The 18,552-nt window shown below is 41.6% G+C and carries 16 protein-coding genes, 1 pseudogene and 1 riboswitch; of the genes and pseudogenes, 7 read left to right on the forward strand and 10 right to left on the reverse strand.

The window, feature by feature from the left end; genetic code table 11:
• Nucleotides 1–13: 13 nt before the first annotated feature.
• Nucleotides 14–109, forward strand: a riboswitch (THF riboswitch).
• A 66-nt stretch (nucleotides 110–175) separates the two neighbouring features.
• Both NL111_RS07880 and NL111_RS07885 read left to right on the forward strand, forming a co-directional pair.
• Nucleotides 176–730, forward strand: a complete 555-nt coding sequence (locus tag NL111_RS07880; protein ID WP_002832309.1) for a folate family ECF transporter S component — start codon at nucleotides 176–178, stop codon at nucleotides 728–730.
• A 72-nt stretch (nucleotides 731–802) separates the two neighbouring features.
• Entirely contained in the window at nucleotides 803–949 is a 147-nt protein-coding gene (locus tag NL111_RS07885) for a hypothetical protein (RefSeq protein WP_002832310.1), read from the forward strand.
• Nucleotides 950–1,086: 137 nt separating this feature from the next.
• Here NL111_RS07885 and NL111_RS07890 read toward each other — a convergent pair.
• Nucleotides 1,087–2,414: pseudogene (locus NL111_RS07890) on the reverse strand (nucleobase:cation symporter-2 family protein).
• A gap of 199 nt (nucleotides 2,415–2,613) precedes the next feature.
• Between NL111_RS07890 and NL111_RS07895 the strand changes: the two are divergent.
• Entirely contained in the window at nucleotides 2,614–4,020 is a 1,407-nt protein-coding gene (locus tag NL111_RS07895; RefSeq protein ID WP_058120834.1) for a C69 family dipeptidase, read from the forward strand.
• A 353-nt stretch (nucleotides 4,021–4,373) separates the two neighbouring features.
• On the opposite strand, the gene NL111_RS07900 is transcribed toward NL111_RS07895, so the two are convergent.
• The 4 genes from NL111_RS07900 to NL111_RS07915 all read right to left on the reverse strand — a co-directional run bounded on the left by NL111_RS07900 (nucleotide 4,374) and on the right by NL111_RS07915 (nucleotide 9,821).
• Nucleotides 4,374–5,612 (reverse strand): ABC transporter permease, encoded by a 1,239-nt coding sequence (locus NL111_RS07900; RefSeq protein WP_285110123.1) that lies wholly within the window; start codon nucleotides 5,610–5,612, stop codon nucleotides 4,374–4,376.
• Nucleotide 5,613: 1 nt separating this feature from the next.
• Nucleotides 5,614–6,504, reverse strand: a complete 891-nt coding sequence (locus NL111_RS07905) for an ABC transporter ATP-binding protein (RefSeq protein WP_285110124.1) — start codon at nucleotides 6,502–6,504, stop codon at nucleotides 5,614–5,616.
• A gap of 202 nt (nucleotides 6,505–6,706) precedes the next feature.
• The gene (locus NL111_RS07910; protein WP_004166113.1) at nucleotides 6,707–7,051 is read right to left on the reverse strand and encodes a helix-turn-helix domain-containing protein; all 345 of its coding nucleotides are present in this window, start codon (nucleotides 7,049–7,051) and stop codon (nucleotides 6,707–6,709) included.
• Nucleotides 7,052–7,895: 844 nt separating this feature from the next.
• Complete coding sequence (locus tag NL111_RS07915; protein ID WP_285110125.1) at nucleotides 7,896–9,821, reverse strand: BspA family leucine-rich repeat surface protein; 1,926 nt, start codon at nucleotides 9,819–9,821, stop codon at nucleotides 7,896–7,898.
• Nucleotides 9,822–10,463: 642 nt separating this feature from the next.
• Here NL111_RS07915 and NL111_RS07920 point away from each other — a divergent pair.
• The 4 genes from NL111_RS07920 (at nucleotide 10,464) to NL111_RS07935 (ending at nucleotide 14,207) form a co-directional block, all read left to right on the forward strand.
• The gene (locus NL111_RS07920) at nucleotides 10,464–10,916 is read left to right on the forward strand and encodes a hypothetical protein (RefSeq protein WP_002832318.1); all 453 of its coding nucleotides are present in this window, start codon (nucleotides 10,464–10,466) and stop codon (nucleotides 10,914–10,916) included.
• Between the two features lie 15 nt (nucleotides 10,917–10,931).
• On the forward strand, nucleotides 10,932–12,125 hold the full coding sequence (locus tag NL111_RS07925; RefSeq protein ID WP_285110126.1) for a hypothetical protein: 1,194 nt from the start codon (nucleotides 10,932–10,934) through the stop codon (nucleotides 12,123–12,125).
• Between the two features lie 132 nt (nucleotides 12,126–12,257).
• Entirely contained in the window at nucleotides 12,258–13,331 is a 1,074-nt protein-coding gene (locus NL111_RS07930; RefSeq protein WP_128212102.1) for an IS30 family transposase, read from the forward strand.
• Nucleotides 13,332–13,670: 339 nt separating this feature from the next.
• Nucleotides 13,671–14,207, forward strand: a complete 537-nt coding sequence (locus NL111_RS07935; RefSeq protein ID WP_285110127.1) for a zinc ribbon domain-containing protein — start codon at nucleotides 13,671–13,673, stop codon at nucleotides 14,205–14,207.
• A gap of 295 nt (nucleotides 14,208–14,502) precedes the next feature.
• Here the strand turns inward: NL111_RS07935 and NL111_RS07940 are convergent, their stop codons facing one another.
• From NL111_RS07940 to tsaB, 5 genes are read right to left on the reverse strand one after another with little or no spacing between them, the layout of a single operon-like run.
• Complete coding sequence (locus NL111_RS07940) at nucleotides 14,503–15,147, reverse strand: redox-sensing transcriptional repressor Rex (RefSeq protein WP_002832321.1); 645 nt, start codon at nucleotides 15,145–15,147, stop codon at nucleotides 14,503–14,505.
• Between the two features lie 14 nt (nucleotides 15,148–15,161).
• Nucleotides 15,162–16,139 carry a serine hydrolase domain-containing protein gene (locus tag NL111_RS07945; RefSeq protein ID WP_004166117.1) on the reverse strand — a complete coding sequence of 326 codons (978 nt, stop codon included), beginning with the start codon at nucleotides 16,137–16,139 and terminating at the stop codon, nucleotides 15,162–15,164.
• Between the two features lie 15 nt (nucleotides 16,140–16,154).
• On the reverse strand, nucleotides 16,155–17,192 hold the full coding sequence (gene tsaD / locus NL111_RS07950; protein WP_285110128.1) for a tRNA (adenosine(37)-N6)-threonylcarbamoyltransferase complex transferase subunit TsaD: 1,038 nt from the start codon (nucleotides 17,190–17,192) through the stop codon (nucleotides 16,155–16,157).
• Nucleotides 17,179–17,775, reverse strand: coding sequence for a ribosomal protein S18-alanine N-acetyltransferase (rimI, locus tag NL111_RS07955; protein ID WP_005918056.1), 597 nt, complete (start codon nucleotides 17,773–17,775; stop codon nucleotides 17,179–17,181). The genes tsaD and rimI overlap by 14 nt, the downstream gene beginning before the upstream one ends.
• Entirely contained in the window at nucleotides 17,756–18,484 is a 729-nt protein-coding gene (gene tsaB, locus NL111_RS07960) for a tRNA (adenosine(37)-N6)-threonylcarbamoyltransferase complex dimerization subunit type 1 TsaB (protein WP_008841867.1), read from the reverse strand. Before tsaB ends, rimI begins: the two co-directional genes overlap by 20 nt.
• Nucleotides 18,485–18,552: the final 68 nt, after the last annotated feature.

Consider the following 18,552-nt stretch of genomic DNA (forward strand, 5'->3'; position numbering starts at 1 on the left):
ATTTAGCTCTATCAATGGAGTAGGAATCGGTGCGTTAAGTGTCGTCGAGACGGAGAGTTGTTCGACGAACGAATGCCTAGCAGCGATATCGGTTCCGCATCTCGCCGTTGAAGAGGGAATTTTTCATGCTATTTCCTTTTCGTTTTGCGGCCAATAAAGAAATGGAGGGATTTGCATGAAGGATTTTTTTAGTATTAAGGGAGTTTTTTCCGTGCGAAACCTAACCATGATGGCTTTATTGGCGGCCTTAGATGTAGTGTTGGCTCGTTACACAACCATCCATCTAACGCCCCAGTTTACCTTGGTTAGTTTCGAGTATATTCCATCGGCCATCGTTGCCGGGCTGTTTGGCCCCTGGGCTGGAATTGTGTTTGGGTTGGTCAGTGACACGGTCGGTTACTTTTCTAACCCGGTTGGTCCGTACCTTCCCGTATGGGCCATTAGCGCCATGGTGGGCAACGTCATTCAATCAGTTTTCCTATATCAAGGTAAGTTTGACTGGTGGCGAATTTTGATTGCCCGCCTTCTCGTTATGCTGGTGGTTACCATGGGCTTAAACTTCATCTGGCAGTCGATTTACTTTGGCGCGGCGGCGGCTGCGTACTACAATTCGGCACGGATCATTAGCAACATCATTCAGTTGCCAATCCAAGTGGTGTTAATTCGCGTATTTGGTCAGCTGGCTCTACGAATTGTGACCCGGATGAACGCTAGCCGGCAATCCGTCTAATAATTTATTTGCTTTTCTCCATTATTCATCATAAAATAGTAATTGATTATTTTTTTGCTGAGGAGGAAGACCATGAAGTCACCATATAATTCATTCGCCCGTGCACGTAAAGTTTCTGGCAAACGCGAACGTCGTCGCCGTCAAGCACGGATCGTAGCGATTCAAAAATTTGCTAAAGGCAAGACTGATACAATCGCTGAAACACCAAAAGTTAAATAAGAACTCAAAAGAGGTTGGAATTTTTCCAACCTCTTTTTCTGTATTATTTTTATCTCATTTTTCGCCTTCATTAAATTAAAAACGACAATTATGCCCAATCCAGACAATAACCGTCGTTTTTTGTTAACGTGCGTAGGCTATTCGGCTGAGGATTCGCGCGTTTCGTCTAGTCCCTTAGAACCATTTAATAGAAGATTCATGATGATCGCCGTCACGCACCCAACCACCATTCCGTTATCTAAAATGGTTTGCACGGTTGCCGGTAAAATGTGGAACAAGGTTGGCTGGGTAGTTACCCCTAAACCAACGCCAATTGAAACCGCAATTACTAATAGGTTATTTACCGTCATGTCAACCGCCGCCAGCATCTTAATTCCTTGGGCTCCAACCATGCCAAACATTACTAGCATCGCCCCGCCAAGGACTGACGTAGGAATTAACGTTGCAATCGCGCTAAACTTCGGAATCAATCCTAAAATTAACAACATCCCCGCCGAGAAATAGATCGGCCGCAGCTTTTTAATTCCGGATAATTGCACAATTCCCACGTTTTGGGAAAAGGTTGAATACGGGAAGGTGTTAAAAATTCCGCCTAGGATTGCCGCAATCCCTTCCGAGCGGTACCCGCGTTTTAAATCGTCCGCCGTTAGTTTCCGTTCCGTGATATCCGCCAAAGCAAAGTAAACTCCGGTAGATTCAATCATACAAGTTACCGCGGCTAACAACATCGTTAAGATGGAGGACCATTCAAACTTCGGAGTCGCAAAGTAAAACGGTAGCGGAATTTTTAACCAGCTTGCTTGACTGATCGGCGTTGGATCAATTAATCCCATCAAAACCGCGATTACCGACCCGGCTACAATGCCAATCAAAACTGAAATCCGTTTAACGAACCCGTGAGTGAACACTTGAATTAAAATAATAATTAGTGCAGTTACAAAACCTAAAATCAAGTTGCTAGCACTCCCAAAATGCGGATCCGCAACGTTGCCGCCCCCGATATTCTGAAAAGCAACCGGGATTAACGTAAAGCCAATTAAGGTAATTAGTGATCCGGTCACCACTACCGGAAAGAATTTCCGTAGTCGCGCAAAAAGTCCGCTAATTAAGAAAACAAAAATTCCGGCGGCAATGACGCCCCCGTACATGTATCCCCAACCAAAGGTGTTTCCAATGTGCTCCATCGGGGCCAAATATTCCACAGCCGAGCCGAGCACCACCGGTAAGGCAATCCCAGTCAGCGGCGTACGCTTAATCTGTAAGAAAGTTGCTATCCCGCACATAAAAATGTCCACGGAAATTAAATAGGTCATTTGTTGGGCGTTAAATTTTAAAGCTGCCCAATCAAAAGCGGGATTAAAATATCCCCCGCGTACATTGCTAGCAAGTGCTGAAACGCCAGCAGAATTGTCTTTGGCGTCGACAACCGTTCTTCTTGTAAAACTTGCGACTCAAATTCCTTCATCTCATCCTCCACTATATCAGTAATCATTTTCAGTTTATAACGAACATTTTAGCATAATAATCGGCTTTTAAAAAGACGAATAACGAACTTTATTTCACTTAAAGGGTATTTCGAATAAATATTGTTCGCCTATTGTTCCTGTGAGTTTTGTGTAAAAGTTATATAATGAACATATAAAATAATAAAGGAGTGTTTATCAATGAACAAACGCATTCACGGTTCTTGTACCACTATCTTAGTTGGTAAAAAGGCCTCCATCGATGGTTCAACGATTATTTCACGGAACGACGACGGCCATGAAGCCCTCGATCCCCAACGTTTTGTCGTTGTTAATCCCGATGAACAACCCCAAAATTATCGTGCCGTAATCAGCGGCGTGGAAGTTAAGCTTCCCGATAATCCATTACGTTACACTTCCATGCCAAACTCCATTTTAACGAACGGAATTTGGCCGGCAGCCGGAATCAACAGCGAAAACGTTGCAATGTCCGCTACCGAAACCATCACCACTAATTCCCGGATTCTTGGAATTGATCCTTACGTAGAAAACGGGATTGGCGAAGAAGACATCGTTACGTTAGTTTTACCATACATTCACAGCGCCCGGGAAGGTGTTTTGCGGATGGGTGAACTATTAGAAGAATACGGAACCTACGAACCAAACGGAATTGCCTTTTCTGATAAGGAAGAAGTTTGGTGGCTTGAAACCATCGGCGGACACCACTGGGCAGCGGTACGGATTCCTGACGATGCTTACGTAGTTGCTCCTAACCGGATGAACATCGACCACTTTGACTTTAATTCTGACGACACTTTGTGCTCAGCAGACTTAAAAGATTTGATCGAAAAATATCACCTTAATCCCGACTACGATGGGTACAACTTCCGCCACATTTTCGGTAGTGCATCGATTAAAGACACGGTTTACAACAACCCGCGGACATGGTACGGACAAAAATACTTCAATCCGGAAATCGAACACGACCCGATGGACCAAGACTTACCGTTCATTTGCCACGCCGACAAGAAGATTTCAATTGAAGACGTTAAGTTTGTTTTGAGTTCGCATTTTGAAAATACGGAATACGACCCTTACGGTAACGGCACCGAAGACCAAAAGAAACTCTTCCGGCCAATCGGCATTAACCGGAACCACAACGTGCACATCTTGCAAATTCGTAACGACGTGCCTGCTGAAATTGCCGGTATCCACTGGCTAGCATACGGGGCCAACACGTTTAACACGGTGGTTCCATTCTATGCAAACGTCAACGATACCCCGGACGTTTATAAAAATGCCACCGGCACGTTCGACCTTAACAACATGTACTGGTTAAGCTGCACAACCGCTCTCCTCGGTGATACCGATTACGATCTGTACGTTGACTTACGGAACACCTTTGAACTTGAAGCAATGGGTGCTTACCGGCATATCCAAAATGAAGCCGACCAAAACTTCGCTACGCAAAGCGATCCCGTGAAGTATTTGGAAGCAGCTAACGAAAAATTAGCTCACGAATCCTTCACCCGTCAAACTAAGCTACTCGGCGAAATGGTTACTTTAGGTTCGGCTCACATGAAGTTAAGATACAATTTAAACGACTAATTTTTTAGTTAACGGCTCAAAGAATAAAAAACGAGAGTGCGACAAAAGTCGGGTAGTTTGCGAGCATTAACTGAAAATTGACCATGATGTCTGAATTTGGCATCATGGTCAATTTTTGGTTAAGCGGAACAAACTGGCTTTTGGCACACGTTTCGACTCTATTGAAGTCAAAACCCCAAAATAAAAACGATTCGTGAGGACGTTTTACCTCACGAACCGTTTTTTTGTTTAAAGACTTTTATCACAGCCCCGTTTTAATTTGGTTAACTCTACATTGATAGTAAGCATTGCAAAATCTAAGGCTGGTTGCCTACTCGCCAATTTCCAAGTTTTATCCTGGCCCTTTTTTGCGGTTAATGACGTTTACGTTGCATTTGTAAACTGTGCCGCAACGCTTTAAAAATTCCCTTGTTGTTATAAACAAGCACGTTGCGCTCGTAAGCGTTCGCGCTCAGCCAACAAAAAACTAGCAAGAAAATCACGTTAATAATCCCGGCCACCCCGGTTGCACTCAGACTCGCTTGGTCAACGCCATAACGCACCGGCATTACCATCGGACTGGTAAACGGCAGGTAACTTAGCACAGTCGTCACCATCCCTTGACTATCCGGAGCCTGAATTGCCGCGAAGAAGCCCACCATCGCGATTAAAGTGGCTGGTACCGCTGCTTGCGCAATTTGTTCCTGGTTGGTAACCAGTGAACCGCAAAGGGCCGCTAAAATTGCGTACGTAAAGACTCCCAAGATGAAAAAGCCAATTGAAATACTGAGGAACGGCAGATCGATTTCGTGCCACGGAATTTGATTAATTAAATCGTGCAGTTTGCCAGATTGGCCGCTGGTTAACCAAACCACCACCCCAACTACCAGGTAAACCAGTAGGTGGATTAAAGTCAAAATCCCCACACCAAGCAATTTGCCGTAAAATTGGGTTTTCGCCTTCACCGCGGTTAAAATTGATTCTTCAATTCGAGAACCCTTTTCTGTACCAATTTCTTGGGCAATTACGTTTCCATAACTAATTAAGAAAATGTACATTGGTAACGCAATTAATTGGGCAACAATCATTCTGAGTTGCCGGTTGCCGGAATTGATCGTGGTTAACCGTCCCTTCTTAAGGCTAACCATTTTCGTAGTTAGCTCCGGAGTCCGTAACAATTGGGCTAGCTGCTGTTGGCTTAAACCGAGTGCTTTGGCCGTATTAGCCGTATTTAAAACCGCTAAATCTTGTTGAATGTTGGTCTCTTCAACGTCGGCCCCCTCTTTATTGACCGTTAGTTTTGAATGTTGCATACGCGCATCGATGGTTAGGATCCCATCAACCTTAGTGCTTTTCAGCGCTCGTTCAGCATCCTTTTTAGAGGAGTATCCCCGATAGCGCAAATCTGCGTGTTGTGTAGCAGAAAGTTCCTGCACAATTTCTGACGGCGCCACCACCGCCACGGTAGCTTTAGAGTCTTTATGTCCGCTATAAATACCAATGCCCACCATGACCCCCGCGATAATCAGCGGCAATAAGACCAGCGACCACCAAGAAAAACTAGTCACGTTCTTTTTTAAAACTTGTTTTGCGATAATCATTAATTTATTCATCTTAGTCACCAGCCTTAATTTTGAAAATTTCGTCTAAAGTAGGCGGTTGTTGGCTAAATTCTTTTAGGTAGCCATCCTTAGTTACCAATTCAAAAATTCGGCGGCCCACCGCGGGCGTTTCTAATTCCAGAATAAACTGGTCTGCCCTTTGACTTACCCGTTGTACTCCCGGAATGGCCGCTAGCTCTGGTTGGGTGAATCGGTTTGTCTGCAAGTACACCCGCGTATCGCCAAACTGCTGGCGAATTTCGTTGACCTTCCCATTTAAAACTACTTTGCCGTCCTTTAGCATCACCAGCTGATCCGACAAATCTTCAATGTTTGTCATATCGTGACTAGAAAAAATAATCGCGGTACCATTCTGTCGTAAGAACCGAATACCTGCTTTTAATAACCCCGCGTTCACCGGATCCAACCCTGAAAAAGGTTCATCTAGAATCGCCAGCTTAGGCATGAATATCAATGCCGCAATCAGCTGGACCTTTTGCTGATTTCCTTTGGATAAGTTCTTAATTTTTTCTTTGCGTTTCCCCTTAACTTGGAAACGCTCCATCCATTCATCTAGCTGAGCTAAAATATCGCGCTTCTTCATCCCGTGTAACTGGCCAAAAAACAGTACTTGTTGTTCAATAGTCATCTTGGGGTATAACCCCCGTTCTTCAGGAAGGTAGCCAATCCAGTCGCGTTTCAACTGGTTAATTGGTTTTCCATCCCACCTAATTTGCCCTTCATCAGGCGTTAAAAAATCTAAAATCATCCGAAAAGTAGTCGTCTTTCCCGCGCCGTTTTGACCAATCAAACCTAAAATTTCACCTGGACGAACCACAAAAGACTCTTCACTGACGGCACAATATGTACCAAAGTATTTACTAACCTGGTCAATTTCTAACATTAATGACTCCCCTCTTTCTAATACATCCCCATCATTGAATATGGGTATTATAGCAAAGCATATAAACTATGTATGCGTTTTATCGATAAAAGTATTAAAAAGACCGTAAAACCTTGTGCAGGTTTTGCGGTCTAATCAATAAATAATTTTTATTTTAATTACTAAGGCACGAGTAACTTCTCCGACGCTACATTGCTAACCGTTATTTTTTTCGTTGTAGTAATTCAATAATATCAATGAAGTTCTTAGACAACTCTTCCGCTTCCAATTCATTCATCTCTTCTAAAATCCGCATTAGTTTAGTTAAATATAATCCTCGATGCTGTTGCCGATTTTCATTGACCTGTAATAGTTCAATTGTACTCAACCCTAATGCTTCAGCAATTGCTTCGATATTCTTCCAGCTAATGTTTTGGTTATCAGTTCTTTCAATTCGCGAAATGAAGTTAACTGATAAATCACTTTTCTCAGCTAACTCTTCTTGGGTCAACCCGCTCTCCTTACGAACTTGTTTAATTAATTTTCCAATATTTATATTTGCACTCATATTGCACCTCGCGTCTTGTTATAAGTCGACAATAAAGGTTTTTGGTTCTGTTGATAACAAAATATAGTCAACTATATAATATACATATATTATTACAACCAAAAAAGATTCGCGATTTTACCGTCCCCAAACCCCGAACCTTACCAAAAAATTAACCTTTTACCATTCGATTCCGAACAATCTTTGTCTACCAAAGTTAATGTATCGTTTATTATACTTTTAACCATTTTACCGCTGTTAAAAAATAATTTCTAGTAGCGATTGTACTATGAAAAAAATAAACCGTTTTACCCGGCCTCGTTTGTTAGTAGTTACTCCTCAAGTATACGCCAGCGTTGCTAAATAGAGTCTTTCGCTCCTTTCTAGAATTTACGAAATACGCTAAAGACCGTTACTAATTTTAGATTAAGTGGTTTCTAGTCCACCATTAATTTCCTAAAACAGTAATAATTGCATATCGGTGACTTATCACACCCTTTCCTTATTCTTTAAACCTGGTTACTTTATTTTTTAGCACTAAAAGTTTTATTTTTGATACTTAAAATGCTTTTTTGACGGCATTTTCCGACCTTTAATTATTTTTCTCAAACTACTGTATCGTTTATTATACGTGCATATGTTAATGCTCTTCAGCACACTTTGTGGTGATTCGACAAAGCTAATCACTTTGTTAACCGCGCGGTGAACTACCTGTCTTTAAAGATTGGCTAACCATGGTGAAGCTAGGATAACTCGCTAACCTCTTGCCTACGGATTTATTCGCAAGACCGATGCAAAAAAAGGACGAATTCAGAAATCCTGAATTCGCCCTTTAATACGTTCGTAATTATAGAAATTCGATTATCTAGTTTTTGCGTTGCTTCTTAACTAAGCCAACTACTGCCAATAGACTTAACATTGCTAAGCCAATTACGCTAAGTAACGTTGTAGATTGTTTCTTTTCATTCGTTTGTGGCAAAGTCTTAGCAGATGCTTGGTTAGATTGTTTAGAACGGGTTTGGCCGTTTGCACGATCTTGTGGCGCAAACACCGCATTTGATTGTGCGCCAGCATAATCAGTGGCATTACCGTTGTTAATACCACCATTTGGATCAACAATTACCCCACCATTTTGTTGGTTGTTAGCGTCGGTTGCTTGCGCATTATTTGCAGCAGTGTCGTCTCCATTAGCGTGCTTTCCATTATTTACATCATTTGCATTTGATGCATTGCTGCCAGCATTGTTCTTACCATCATTTTGTGCAGGTTGGTTACTGTCAGCGTTGTTTTTGCCGTTGTTTTGGTCTGGCTTATTACCGTCAGCATCGTCTTTGCCATCATTTTGGTCTGGCTTATTGTTGTTGGTATCGTTCTTGCCATCATTTTGACCCGGCTTATTGTTGTTGGTATCATTCTTGCCATCATTCTGACCTGAATTATTGCTATGAGAGTCGTCTTTATCGTTGTTTGGTTGATTATCGTCGTTTGTAACTAACGTATACGTCTCTGCTTTGTCACTACCGTTTTTATTGAGGAAGTCTTCAATTTCATCAGAAGTATAGGTTTTACCCGTACTTTCAATTTTCCATTTTTTATCATCCCCAGCTCTCAATACAAAGTACACATTCGAGGTAACTGGTCCAACCGTAACACTCTTTAGATAATTTGAATCAGTAAAATCTAAATTACTATCAATATAAAGCCCACCTAAGTTTAAATGCTCAATACCGGAACCAGTAAACATGGACCTATAATCATGCCCTTCACTAATCGCCGAATTTTTCCAACTACTTAAGTCTAAATCACTTAAACTAGTTGTCATATTAAACATACTGTTAAAGGAGTGTACTTTAGATACATCCCATCCCTTAACATTTAAATTACTCAATGATCTGCATTGGGCAAACATAATCCCCATATTTTCAACTTGACTTGTATCCCATTTTGACAAATCTAAATTATTTAGACTACTATCTCCTTGAAAAACAGATGCTAACCTTGTTAGATGACTTGTATCCCATTTTTCAATTCCCTCAATCGTCTTTAATTGTGGGTTATCAGCAAATGAAATTGTTTCCGAGCTTCCAAAGCTTAATTTGTCTGCATTAATGATTTTAGTTAAATTTTCATATTCACTAAAAAAGTAGTCTCCAAAAGTTTCAAAATTCCATGTGACTTCCCCATCAAATTGAATGACCTTTACATCATTTTTATTCCAATTTTTATCATATCTTCCATGCTCTAAATCCCCACTATTTAGATGTAAAGTTCCTTGGTTATCAAGGGTCCAATTTACCGTACCTACTGTACCGGAGTCTTTTTTATTATCTTGCGTAACTTTTGTGGATTCCTTAGTTCCATCATTATTCTTTACATCTTTTTGGCTATCTTCAGGATTGTGAGCTGTAAATTCATTTATATCTTTCTTATCATCTGCAACTGCATTTTTTGCAATTTGACTATCTTTAGCCTTATTAACCACTGATGTTGAAGCCACGCTACTTGAGGCTGTCGCACTAGTTGGGGCTGCTGAACTATTTACTTTTCTGGAAGCCGCACTAACCGAATTTGCAGCACTACTGTCGGCTTTAACAGTCGCACTAGTTACGGCCGCCGTGCTTTCTTGAACTTGTTCAGTTTGGAGTGTTTGTGCGGGAGCGTTAGCTGTTGCGACTTCGTCGGCGTTCGCACTTACCACGCTACCAGCCGTTACCATTCCTCCGGCGACAATTGCCGCTACAAGCCATTTTTTACCACTCTTATACATTTTAAAACGCTTTTTAGTTTCCATAATCCTACTCCTTAATATGTATTAATTAATCCTCTCACTCATACCTTTAAAGTGTAACTCTTACGCAATGCTATTTCAACATTATATTCATATAAAAAAAGTATATAAAATGGCACAAAAAAGTAACGGCACCATCCTTAAAATCCAAGTATCCTTCCCCTAAAAGGTCAATGTACCATCCATTTTGACTGAATTTATCAGTTATACCATAAATTTAAATCTAGTCTACCATTTGGAAAACCCTCAAAATAATACATATTTTTTCATTTCATCTATATGAATATAAAAACATTAGTGATAACATTTTATAGTGTCTACGGTACTAATACCTAAAATTTTTATAGGGAGGGAATATCAGATTAGTAACGTAAATAATTATGTCTTTCATTGAATTGTTTGCGTACTAAGAAATTAATCACTAGTCATTGACGCCTTTTGAGAAATCAATCACCTTATCCAAATCCATTTTTTAGTATTTATTTTTTTCGGTTACTAGGAAATGAATTTTTTTATGTGTTTATTAAAGCCCTTATATCTACTTAGGATTAGTTGCTTAAAAGGTGCGATCTGGACTAGTAGTTAAAGTATCGAGGACGATTGCCAAAATACTTATTAACCAAAATACTATGGAGGAGTTAAGGAATGAATTTTATTAAACAACATAAGTGGATCGCCATCATCGTTGTAATCTTAATCGCCATTGCCGGCGGTTATCGTTATGCCAATCGCGGTCAATACGCCGTGCAAAACAAAGTCATGACGGTTGGAATGCGTGCTGATGATGACGTAACCTACGATAAATCCGCAAAAGCGGTTTTCAAACCTGACCATGAAGTAAAGTTTTCAGGTAACCAAGACAGCATGGATGGTTTTGGCAAAGTTAAGTGGTCTGCTAAGGGAAGCAAGGTTTTCTTGAAGAGCTGGGGAGTACGCTTAGCTACCATTGATACAGCTCATAAAGTAACTTTTAAAGGGCATCCTGCATATCGGGCGAATATTGATTTGAAGAAAGTCCTTGCGGGAGCTGGATACGATGACGCTAGTGAATTAGTCGATGACGATTATAGTGTGACGCTCTACTTTGTCTTGAAATAATTAAAGGAGATTACAATGGATAAATTTAAAACATTTATTACCCAAAATAAAAAATTAGTGTACGGCGTGATTGCAATCATTATCATTGCTGCAGGTGCAAAAATAGGATACGACTACCACAGCAACAACATCATTTCCCGGATTGAAGTAAAATTCTATGGTTATAACGGACATGGTGATGCAGCAATAAGTAACGCCGAATCCGTAAATAAGTACATGACCCGGCGCGTATTGCAAAAGGATCACATAAAAAAAGACGTAATTAATAAAATAGTGTCTCATCCTGACACATTTGATTACAGTATGCTTTCTTCAGAAGATCAATATAAAATTCAATCATCAATAGAGGACCTTTCTTCGACTAGATTAGAATTCAAAGGGAAATCAACCGAACTTAAAAATGGCGATAAGGTTACCGTAACGTTTAAAAACAGCAATTCGGAACTTCCTTTCCGTGACGGCAAAAAAACGTTCACAGTTAAGGGATTGAAAAAAACTACCAAAGTTTCTTCCAATAAGATTTTTAACCAACTTAAAATCAAAGCCCTCGGAATTAATGGCAAGGGACAAATAGCACTTTCAAGTAAAAATTCTGACTTAATCAATAGCAACATTAAGGTTAAAAACAATGGTCACCTTAGCAACGGAGATGTTATTTCACTCACGCTCCCAAAAGCAGCCTTTAAAGATAGTAGTGGTAAGCACCAATACACTGGTTCAAGAACGTTCAAGTATAAGATTTCCGGACTAATTGATAGTAAATCAATTACTAACGTTGACGACATTACGGATGCCACCGACACTGTCATGTCTGATTATACAGATGACAAACAATTCGCTGATGAAAAATACACATCCAAGTTTGTTAACTTGTACGTAACTCCGTATAACGAAAATGAAGAAGAATACTACGATGACGACGACAACGAAGTTTCAAGCAAAGTAGAAGTCGCAGATGCATCCGAAAATAGTACTTCATCTAGCAACAAATTATCAATTGTTGCAATTTATAGCGTCAATTCTTCGGACGCAGATGACGATGACGAACCTGAAAATGTTGCCGTTGAAGTAAACAACCTATCGTTAAACGATGGTAAATTAAACATCAAAGATAAAAAGATTACTTCTGATGACAACGTTTCTACCCTTAGTGATTCCATTAAGACCTATGAACGTAACTTGGAAGTTTCTGGTTTGAAACTAAAATAAGTTAATACTAATTAAGAAGACTAGGAAAGTTACGCGCGTTTTATAATTAAGTTAGCCACGCAGCCAAAATGGTAAAAAAAAAAAACACCAAGACGAAAAATTCAGGTATCATTGAAGTTCCTACAACAAACAATGAAAGAAGTTTTCGTCTTGATGCAAGAACAGTCTATCACACCACGCCCAAAAGGTCACCATTTATCGGAAATCGAACGCGGTCAAATCGCCGCTTGGCACATTGAAGGATGCTCAGCACGGCAAATAGCGATTCGATTAGGCGTCTGCCACCAGACCGTCAATAATGAGCTCAAGCGTGGTCGAGTCACGCAAGTTAAACGCGTTAATAATCAGAAACACTACTTTGAAATTTACAGCCCTGAAGCCGCTCAGAATCGCTATGAAATAAAGCGGCAAAACTGTGGACGTCCATTAAAATTTAGCCAAGTGACGGCCTTCTTAGCCTACTTTGATGATAAGTTCTGCCATGAGGGCTGGTCTCCGGACGCTGCTGTTGGTTATGCCCGTAAGCACCGGTTATTTAAGCCGGCCAAAATGGTCTGTACGAAGACTTTGTACAACTATATCGATGCGCAACTATTGGAGATCCGTAACCTTGATCTGCTGGAAAAAACAAAACGCCGGACGACCCAGCACCACTCGCACCAACATCAGCGCCTACTCGGTCGTAGTATTGAAGAACGGCCAAAGCGAGTAGAAACGCGCCACGAGTTTGGTCATTTTGAGATCGATACTGTCATTGGCAAACGTGCTGGTAGCGAGAGTGTCCTATTAACGTTTACCGAACGTAAAACGCGCTATGAGATTGTCCGCTTGATCGAGGGTAAAGACGCTGAATCTGTGGCTTATGCCATGCAAAATATTACGGCTGAATTCGGTGACGTTATGCGGACAGTCACGGCGGATAACGGAACAGAGTTCACCACGCTAACGGCTGCGCTTGAGGGTGTTGCCGAGACTTATTATGCCCACCCTTATAGCTCGGCCGAACGCGCCACTAATGAGGTCCACAATCGTATACTCAGACGTTACTTTCCTAAGGGGCAATCACTCGATCTAGCTACACCCAGTCTGGCCCGTCAAGCTGAATCTCGGCTCAACCATCTCCCGCGCCGCTTACTTAAGTTCTGTACACCAGCTGAAGTATTTCGAAAGGAATTAGCACGTGCGCGCAAAGGCCGCGCCGCCTAATCCTGATCCACCTGGAACTCCCATGAGCCCTTTCGTCTGTGTGCTTTATCGGCACTGGCTAACTTACTATTGCAATTTGCGACTAGGAAAGTTAGATAAATTTCCTAGTTTTTTTATTAATGAAGCAGGGTGGACTTGTTTCTCCTGCTGATACTTTGTAAAAGAGGTTTACAAAACCTTAATTGTGAATATATAATGGTTATATCTGTTAATTTAGGAGGAATAACAATGGTACAATCTGCAGTTGTTGAAAACGATAGCGATGCGTTTTCCGTTAGTTTATTAGCGTTTTAGGTAAAGGGAAGCATTACACTAGATGACGCCTTCTTACGGGTAAATATGCCAAATACAGTTTTCTTTGGTTTGGTTCCTGCCGGTAAGCAAAAAGATTCATCTCCCCTTTCAGGAATTACTAACGTATACACATCGAAATCATATAAGCTGAGCTCAATCTTTTTAGGATTATTAATTGCAATTATTGGAGTAGCGCTAATGGGCTCGTCATTCTTTTCGACACTAATCGCAATTATCGTTGGGGTGCTTTTAATTGGTAGTGGAATCAGAACCACGTTTAACTATGAACGTTCCGGAATTAGTAAAACAATTGACTTACCTTTCTTCGAAGCACATCATAGTGAAGAATTAGAAGAAAAACTCACCCAAAAATTAGCTACATATCAAGCGGATCGCAACGTGAGAGCACAAACGGACCGCACAATTCAACAAGGAGCTCAAAACACACAACAAATTGTTAACGCCGTAAGCGGAGATGCAAATAATGCCGCATCATCAGCGAGCGCATTTTGTGGTAGTTGTGGCGCACCGCTTGCTCAAGGTGCTAAGTTCTGCAACAAGTGTGGCGCTCAAGCTAACTAATCGAGTTATAAATTTGATTAATTACAAATAAAAAGAGACCAGAATTTTTCACAAATTCTGGTCTCTTTTTTGAGTCAACGAGCACGAAACTCAACCAAATTAAAGTTCACTAGCAAGATGCCAGCTTTTTCCAAAAATCCATCCCTTTCTTAGCAAATCTAAGATTTTTCCACTATCTTAGTATTCTATATACTTATGCACCTATCTTTTAAATTAAAGACCACGTATCCATAACCCATTCTTAAGCTAATAAAAAAACTTACCGCAATATATAAACAGTAAGCCTTCAATACATTTATTCTAATTCTTCAATTTCCCGCCGGTTAATTCCGTAAATTAGCGATTGTAGTTCCACAGAAAGGTCCACGTCTTGCACAATCACTTTTTCTGGCACGGTCAGTGGAACCGTAGTAAAGTTCAAAATTCCTTGAATCCCAACTTCTAGCAGCTGGTCAGTAAGTTCTTGAGCTTTTTCTGCAGGAACCGCTAAAATTGCCACGGTAATTTGTTGTTCTTTAATTTGTTCCTTTAGGTTTTTAATGTCATAAACTGGAATCTGGTTTTGCACCGTGTTCACCAATTTAGGATCAACGTCAAAAGCCGCGGTAATCCGTGCATTTCCAACCCGGTGGAACTTGAAGTTTAGTAACGCCCGTCCGAGGTTCCCTACCCCTACTAAAGCAACGTTTGCGTTAATATCTTGTCTTAACGCGTCATCAAAGAGTTCCAAAAGCTTTTGAACATCGTAGCCGTACCCACGCCGGCCCATTTGTCCAAAGTAAGAAAAATCCCGTCGAATGGTTGCTGCATCAATTTGTAAATATTCAGCCAACATTGCGGAGGAAACTTTTTCTACTTTTTGGTCTGATAAACGCCGCAAATAGCGGTAATACAAAGGTAACCGACGGGTGGTCGGAATTGAAAGTTTAAAATTAGCCATTTTTTCCACATCCTCTATTGAACAACTTTTAATATTTCGTCACGCATTGCCACGTGGACCTTTTCATCCTCGATATAATCGTGTAGCAACACGAGACCATGTTTATTTTGGTTATTAAAGGCAATTAACCCAGTTGGGCTGCTGCCGTAAAAGACATCGCGGTTTTCCTTGAAACGGCACCAGCCGAGCGATTGGCCGTCGACATCCACCTTCTTGATTCCATCAAACAACTGCGGATCAAGAATTTCTTTGCCTTGGTAACTTCCCCGATTAATCATCATTTCGGTGAAAACCGTTAGATCATTTAACGTTGAGAATAGGCCTGCATGCCCGCTTTCTCCATTTAACAACAATCCTAACTGATCTTCAACCTGGCCTTGAATTTGTCCCCGTTTAGGATCGTTTCTCGTTGGCACAAAACGCATCTTAGGGCGGTTAAGGTTAAACCCACTGTTAGTCATTGCCAACGGATACAAAATCTTGTCCTGTACCGCCCGGTCAATGGAACCGTCCACCGTCCGAATGATAATTCCCAGAAGGGCAAAATTTAACGGAGAAACTTGCACGTGGTCGCCAGGCTCAAAATCCGTGTCAACCATGTAAAGCGCATTGATAAATTCAATCCCGGTCAACCGGTACATTCCCGGAATTTCCACCGGAATCCCACTAGTGTGCGTTAACAAATGCAACACTAGCACATTCGGGTTGGAAAACCCTGGCAGGTACTTTTTAATCGGATCTTTTAACCGGATTTCTTGAATCGCTAAAAGCTGAAAAATCCGGGTCGTGGTCGCAATTACTTCAGTCATTGAACCGACGTCGTAAATCATCGAAGGATCAAGGCACACATTGCCTTCCTTACCGCCCTGCACGCCTTCGTAACGGCTTTCAATTTCGTTTGGTAAAATGAAGCTGTACGAAGCTCCATTAATATAGTGTTGTTGAATTCCCTTTTCAATCACCTGATGAATCTGGTGCATTTGCTCAGTCATCTTTGCCACCTCTTTTTATTTAGTCGCGCCCGGTTCCCAATCAAACTCTAGGCTCGGATCGGCATTAAGCGTCAAATCGGCTAATACTCCGTGACGCATCAGCATTTCGCCGGCTGCCCCAATCATTGCGCCATTATCTCCACAAAGTTTTAAGGGCGCCTTCACGAAATCTAAATCATTAAATTGGGCGCTGAGTTGTTGGTCTAAGGCATCCCGTAATCCCCGGTTCGCAGCAACGCCGCCCGCTAAAATCAACTGTTTGATTTCTAACGCTTTGCAAGCGCGGACCGTCTTGGCCACGATTACGTCAACCACGCTTTGCTGAAAACTAGCCGCTAAGTCCGCTTTATCCAATTCTTCGTGAACTTGGTCCGCGTGGTGTACCGTGTTGATAAACGCGCTCTTTAACCCGCTAAAACTAAAGTCAAAGTTGTCGTCGTGCTCCATGGCCCGTGGAAAATGGAACGTATCTTGTCCTTGGTGCGCCAATTCATCAATTGCTTTGCCGGCAGGATACTTTAATCCCATTACCCTACCTACTTTATCATAAGCTTCTCCGGCCGCGTCGTCACGTGTTTCGCCAATAATCTTAAATTCATTTTCCGCTGCCATATATACTAGTTCGGTATGTCCTCCGGAAACTAGCAACGCTAAAGCAGGGAATTTAATTGGTTTGACGAACCGAGCTGCGTAGATATGTCCCATCATATGGTTAACCGGAATCAATGGCAAATGATTTGCAAACGCAAAGGCCTTCGCCGCAGAAACCCCTACTAAGAGGGCACCCACTAGTCCAGGTCCGTAAGTAACCGCCACTGCACTTAGGTCCGTTGGCTGGACTTGTGCTTGTTTCATTGCTTGGTCAATGCACAGGGTGATTTGTTCAATGTGGTGTCTGCTAGCCACTTCTGGAACCACCCCGCCAAACCGTTGGTGACTGTCAATTTGGGTGGCAATGATGTTTGATAAAATAGTGTCACCATTTTTAATAACCGCTACGCTAGTTTCATCGCAGCTGGATTCGATTGCTAATATTAAACTATCTTGTTCCACGATATCCTCCCCGCCATTTCGATAAATCTAGTTGCATATCGATGGCGTCCTCATGGTCACCAAAGTAATAGCCCTTTTTCAAACCGACGTTTTCAAAACCAATCTTCAAATATAACGCCTGGGCATTAATATTACTCTTCCGCACCTCTAAGGTAACCTTCTTATACTCAATAAACTGGGCCTTCCGCACAATTGCTTCAATTAAAAACGAACCAATCCCTTGATTTTGGTATTCGGGAAGAATGGCCACGTTGGTAATGTGGGCAGTCTTCGCCCGGTCGTTAAATGAAGCCCCGATAAAGCCCATCAACTGGTCATTATGGCGAATCACCAAGTATAACCGGTCGACCTTTCTTCTTAGCTCGTTTGCAAATGCCGTCCGGTCCCAGGGAGTCTGTCCATCATACACGGCCCGTTCCACCATTAAAATCTCGGGGATGTCCGTATTAGTTGCCTGAGCCACAAAGTAGCTTTGTCCTTCAATTACCACGTTATGATGTGCAATTTCGAAGGCTTCTTCCCTTAGCCGGCGCGTTCGATTAAATAAGGTTCCTTGTGCCCAATTAATTAATTTGTCGAACATATGATTCTTTACTCTCATCGTTTGGATGTTTTTCCTTCCAATTTCTTTCCGCTTCAGTTACTCGTAAATATGCTGGTACAAAAGTATAGTAATTTTCTAACGCTTGTTTTTGCAAGCCTAGCAAACCTAGCGCATAGGCGTTCGGCAAGCTATTCAACGTGGTCGAATGCTCAGCAATTACTCGCAAAGTGTCTTCTACCATCGGTTGAAATTTTTCAAAATGGTTATTAATAAAGTAAACCGATCGTCCCAGTTCATTGATTTTTGCCAGCAAAGATTCAAAACTCAGGTGCTGGTCGGCAACCACCGGCGTAACTTCCATGCCATGCTTTTCGTAAATTCCCGCAAAAACATTTTGGTTGCGTGCATCAAAGAACGGAACTACCAATCCGTCGTTAGGTGCGTTTGGCACTAACATTGCTAAACTAGAAATGCCGACCAATTCAATTTCCAGCGTCATTGCTAACGTTTTTGCCGTGGTGACCGCAATGCGCAACCCGGTGTATGAACCGGGGCCTTTGGCTACCACGATGCGGTCTAAATCTGCTAACGAAACTTCTGCCGTTTTTAGCGTCTGTGAAATAATTGGCATCAGCTGTTTACTGTGATTTCTTTTAATGTTAGTGGTTTGGATCGCCAGTAATTGATCATTTTCAAGTACTGCTACACTAAGTGCAACGTTAGACGTATCCAATGCTAAAATTTTCATTTAGTTCGCTCCTCTTTTAGTCCCTTCTCACATTATCCTACAGAAACCGGCTTCCGACAACTATAGGA

Origin of the sequence: Pediococcus sp. AC40, assembly GCF_030252485.1 — a bacterium.
GTDB lineage: Bacteria > Bacillota > Bacilli > Lactobacillales > Lactobacillaceae > Pediococcus > Pediococcus acidilactici.

Coding starts and splice junctions, on each gene's coding strand:
- NL111_RS07930 (WP_128212102.1), top strand. CDS start 12,258: ATGAAAGAAGTTTTCGTCTTGATGCAAGAACAGTCTATCACACCACGC.
- NL111_RS07895 (WP_058120834.1), top strand. CDS start 2,614: ATGAACAAACGCATTCACGGTTCTTGTACCACTATCTTAGTTGGTAAA.
- NL111_RS07900 (WP_285110123.1), bottom strand. CDS start 5,612: ATGAATAAATTAATGATTATCGCAAAACAAGTTTTAAAAAAGAACGTG.
- NL111_RS07940 (WP_002832321.1), bottom strand. CDS start 15,147: ATGGCTAATTTTAAACTTTCAATTCCGACCACCCGTCGGTTACCTTTG.
- rimI (WP_005918056.1), bottom strand. CDS start 17,775: ATGTTCGACAAATTAATTAATTGGGCACAAGGAACCTTATTTAATCGA.
- NL111_RS07915 (WP_285110125.1), bottom strand. CDS start 9,821: ATGGAAACTAAAAAGCGTTTTAAAATGTATAAGAGTGGTAAAAAATGG.
- NL111_RS07905 (WP_285110124.1), bottom strand. CDS start 6,504: ATGTTAGAAATTGACCAGGTTAGTAAATACTTTGGTACATATTGTGCC.
- NL111_RS07935 (WP_285110127.1), top strand. CDS start 13,671: ATGCCAAATACAGTTTTCTTTGGTTTGGTTCCTGCCGGTAAGCAAAAA.
- NL111_RS07880 (WP_002832309.1), top strand. CDS start 176: ATGAAGGATTTTTTTAGTATTAAGGGAGTTTTTTCCGTGCGAAACCTA.
- NL111_RS07885 (WP_002832310.1), top strand. CDS start 803: ATGAAGTCACCATATAATTCATTCGCCCGTGCACGTAAAGTTTCTGGC.
- NL111_RS07945 (WP_004166117.1), bottom strand. CDS start 16,139: ATGACTGAGCAAATGCACCAGATTCATCAGGTGATTGAAAAGGGAATT.
- tsaB (WP_008841867.1), bottom strand. CDS start 18,484: ATGAAAATTTTAGCATTGGATACGTCTAACGTTGCACTTAGTGTAGCA.
- NL111_RS07925 (WP_285110126.1), top strand. CDS start 10,932: ATGGATAAATTTAAAACATTTATTACCCAAAATAAAAAATTAGTGTAC.
- NL111_RS07910 (WP_004166113.1), bottom strand. CDS start 7,051: ATGAGTGCAAATATAAATATTGGAAAATTAATTAAACAAGTTCGTAAG.
- NL111_RS07920 (WP_002832318.1), top strand. CDS start 10,464: ATGAATTTTATTAAACAACATAAGTGGATCGCCATCATCGTTGTAATC.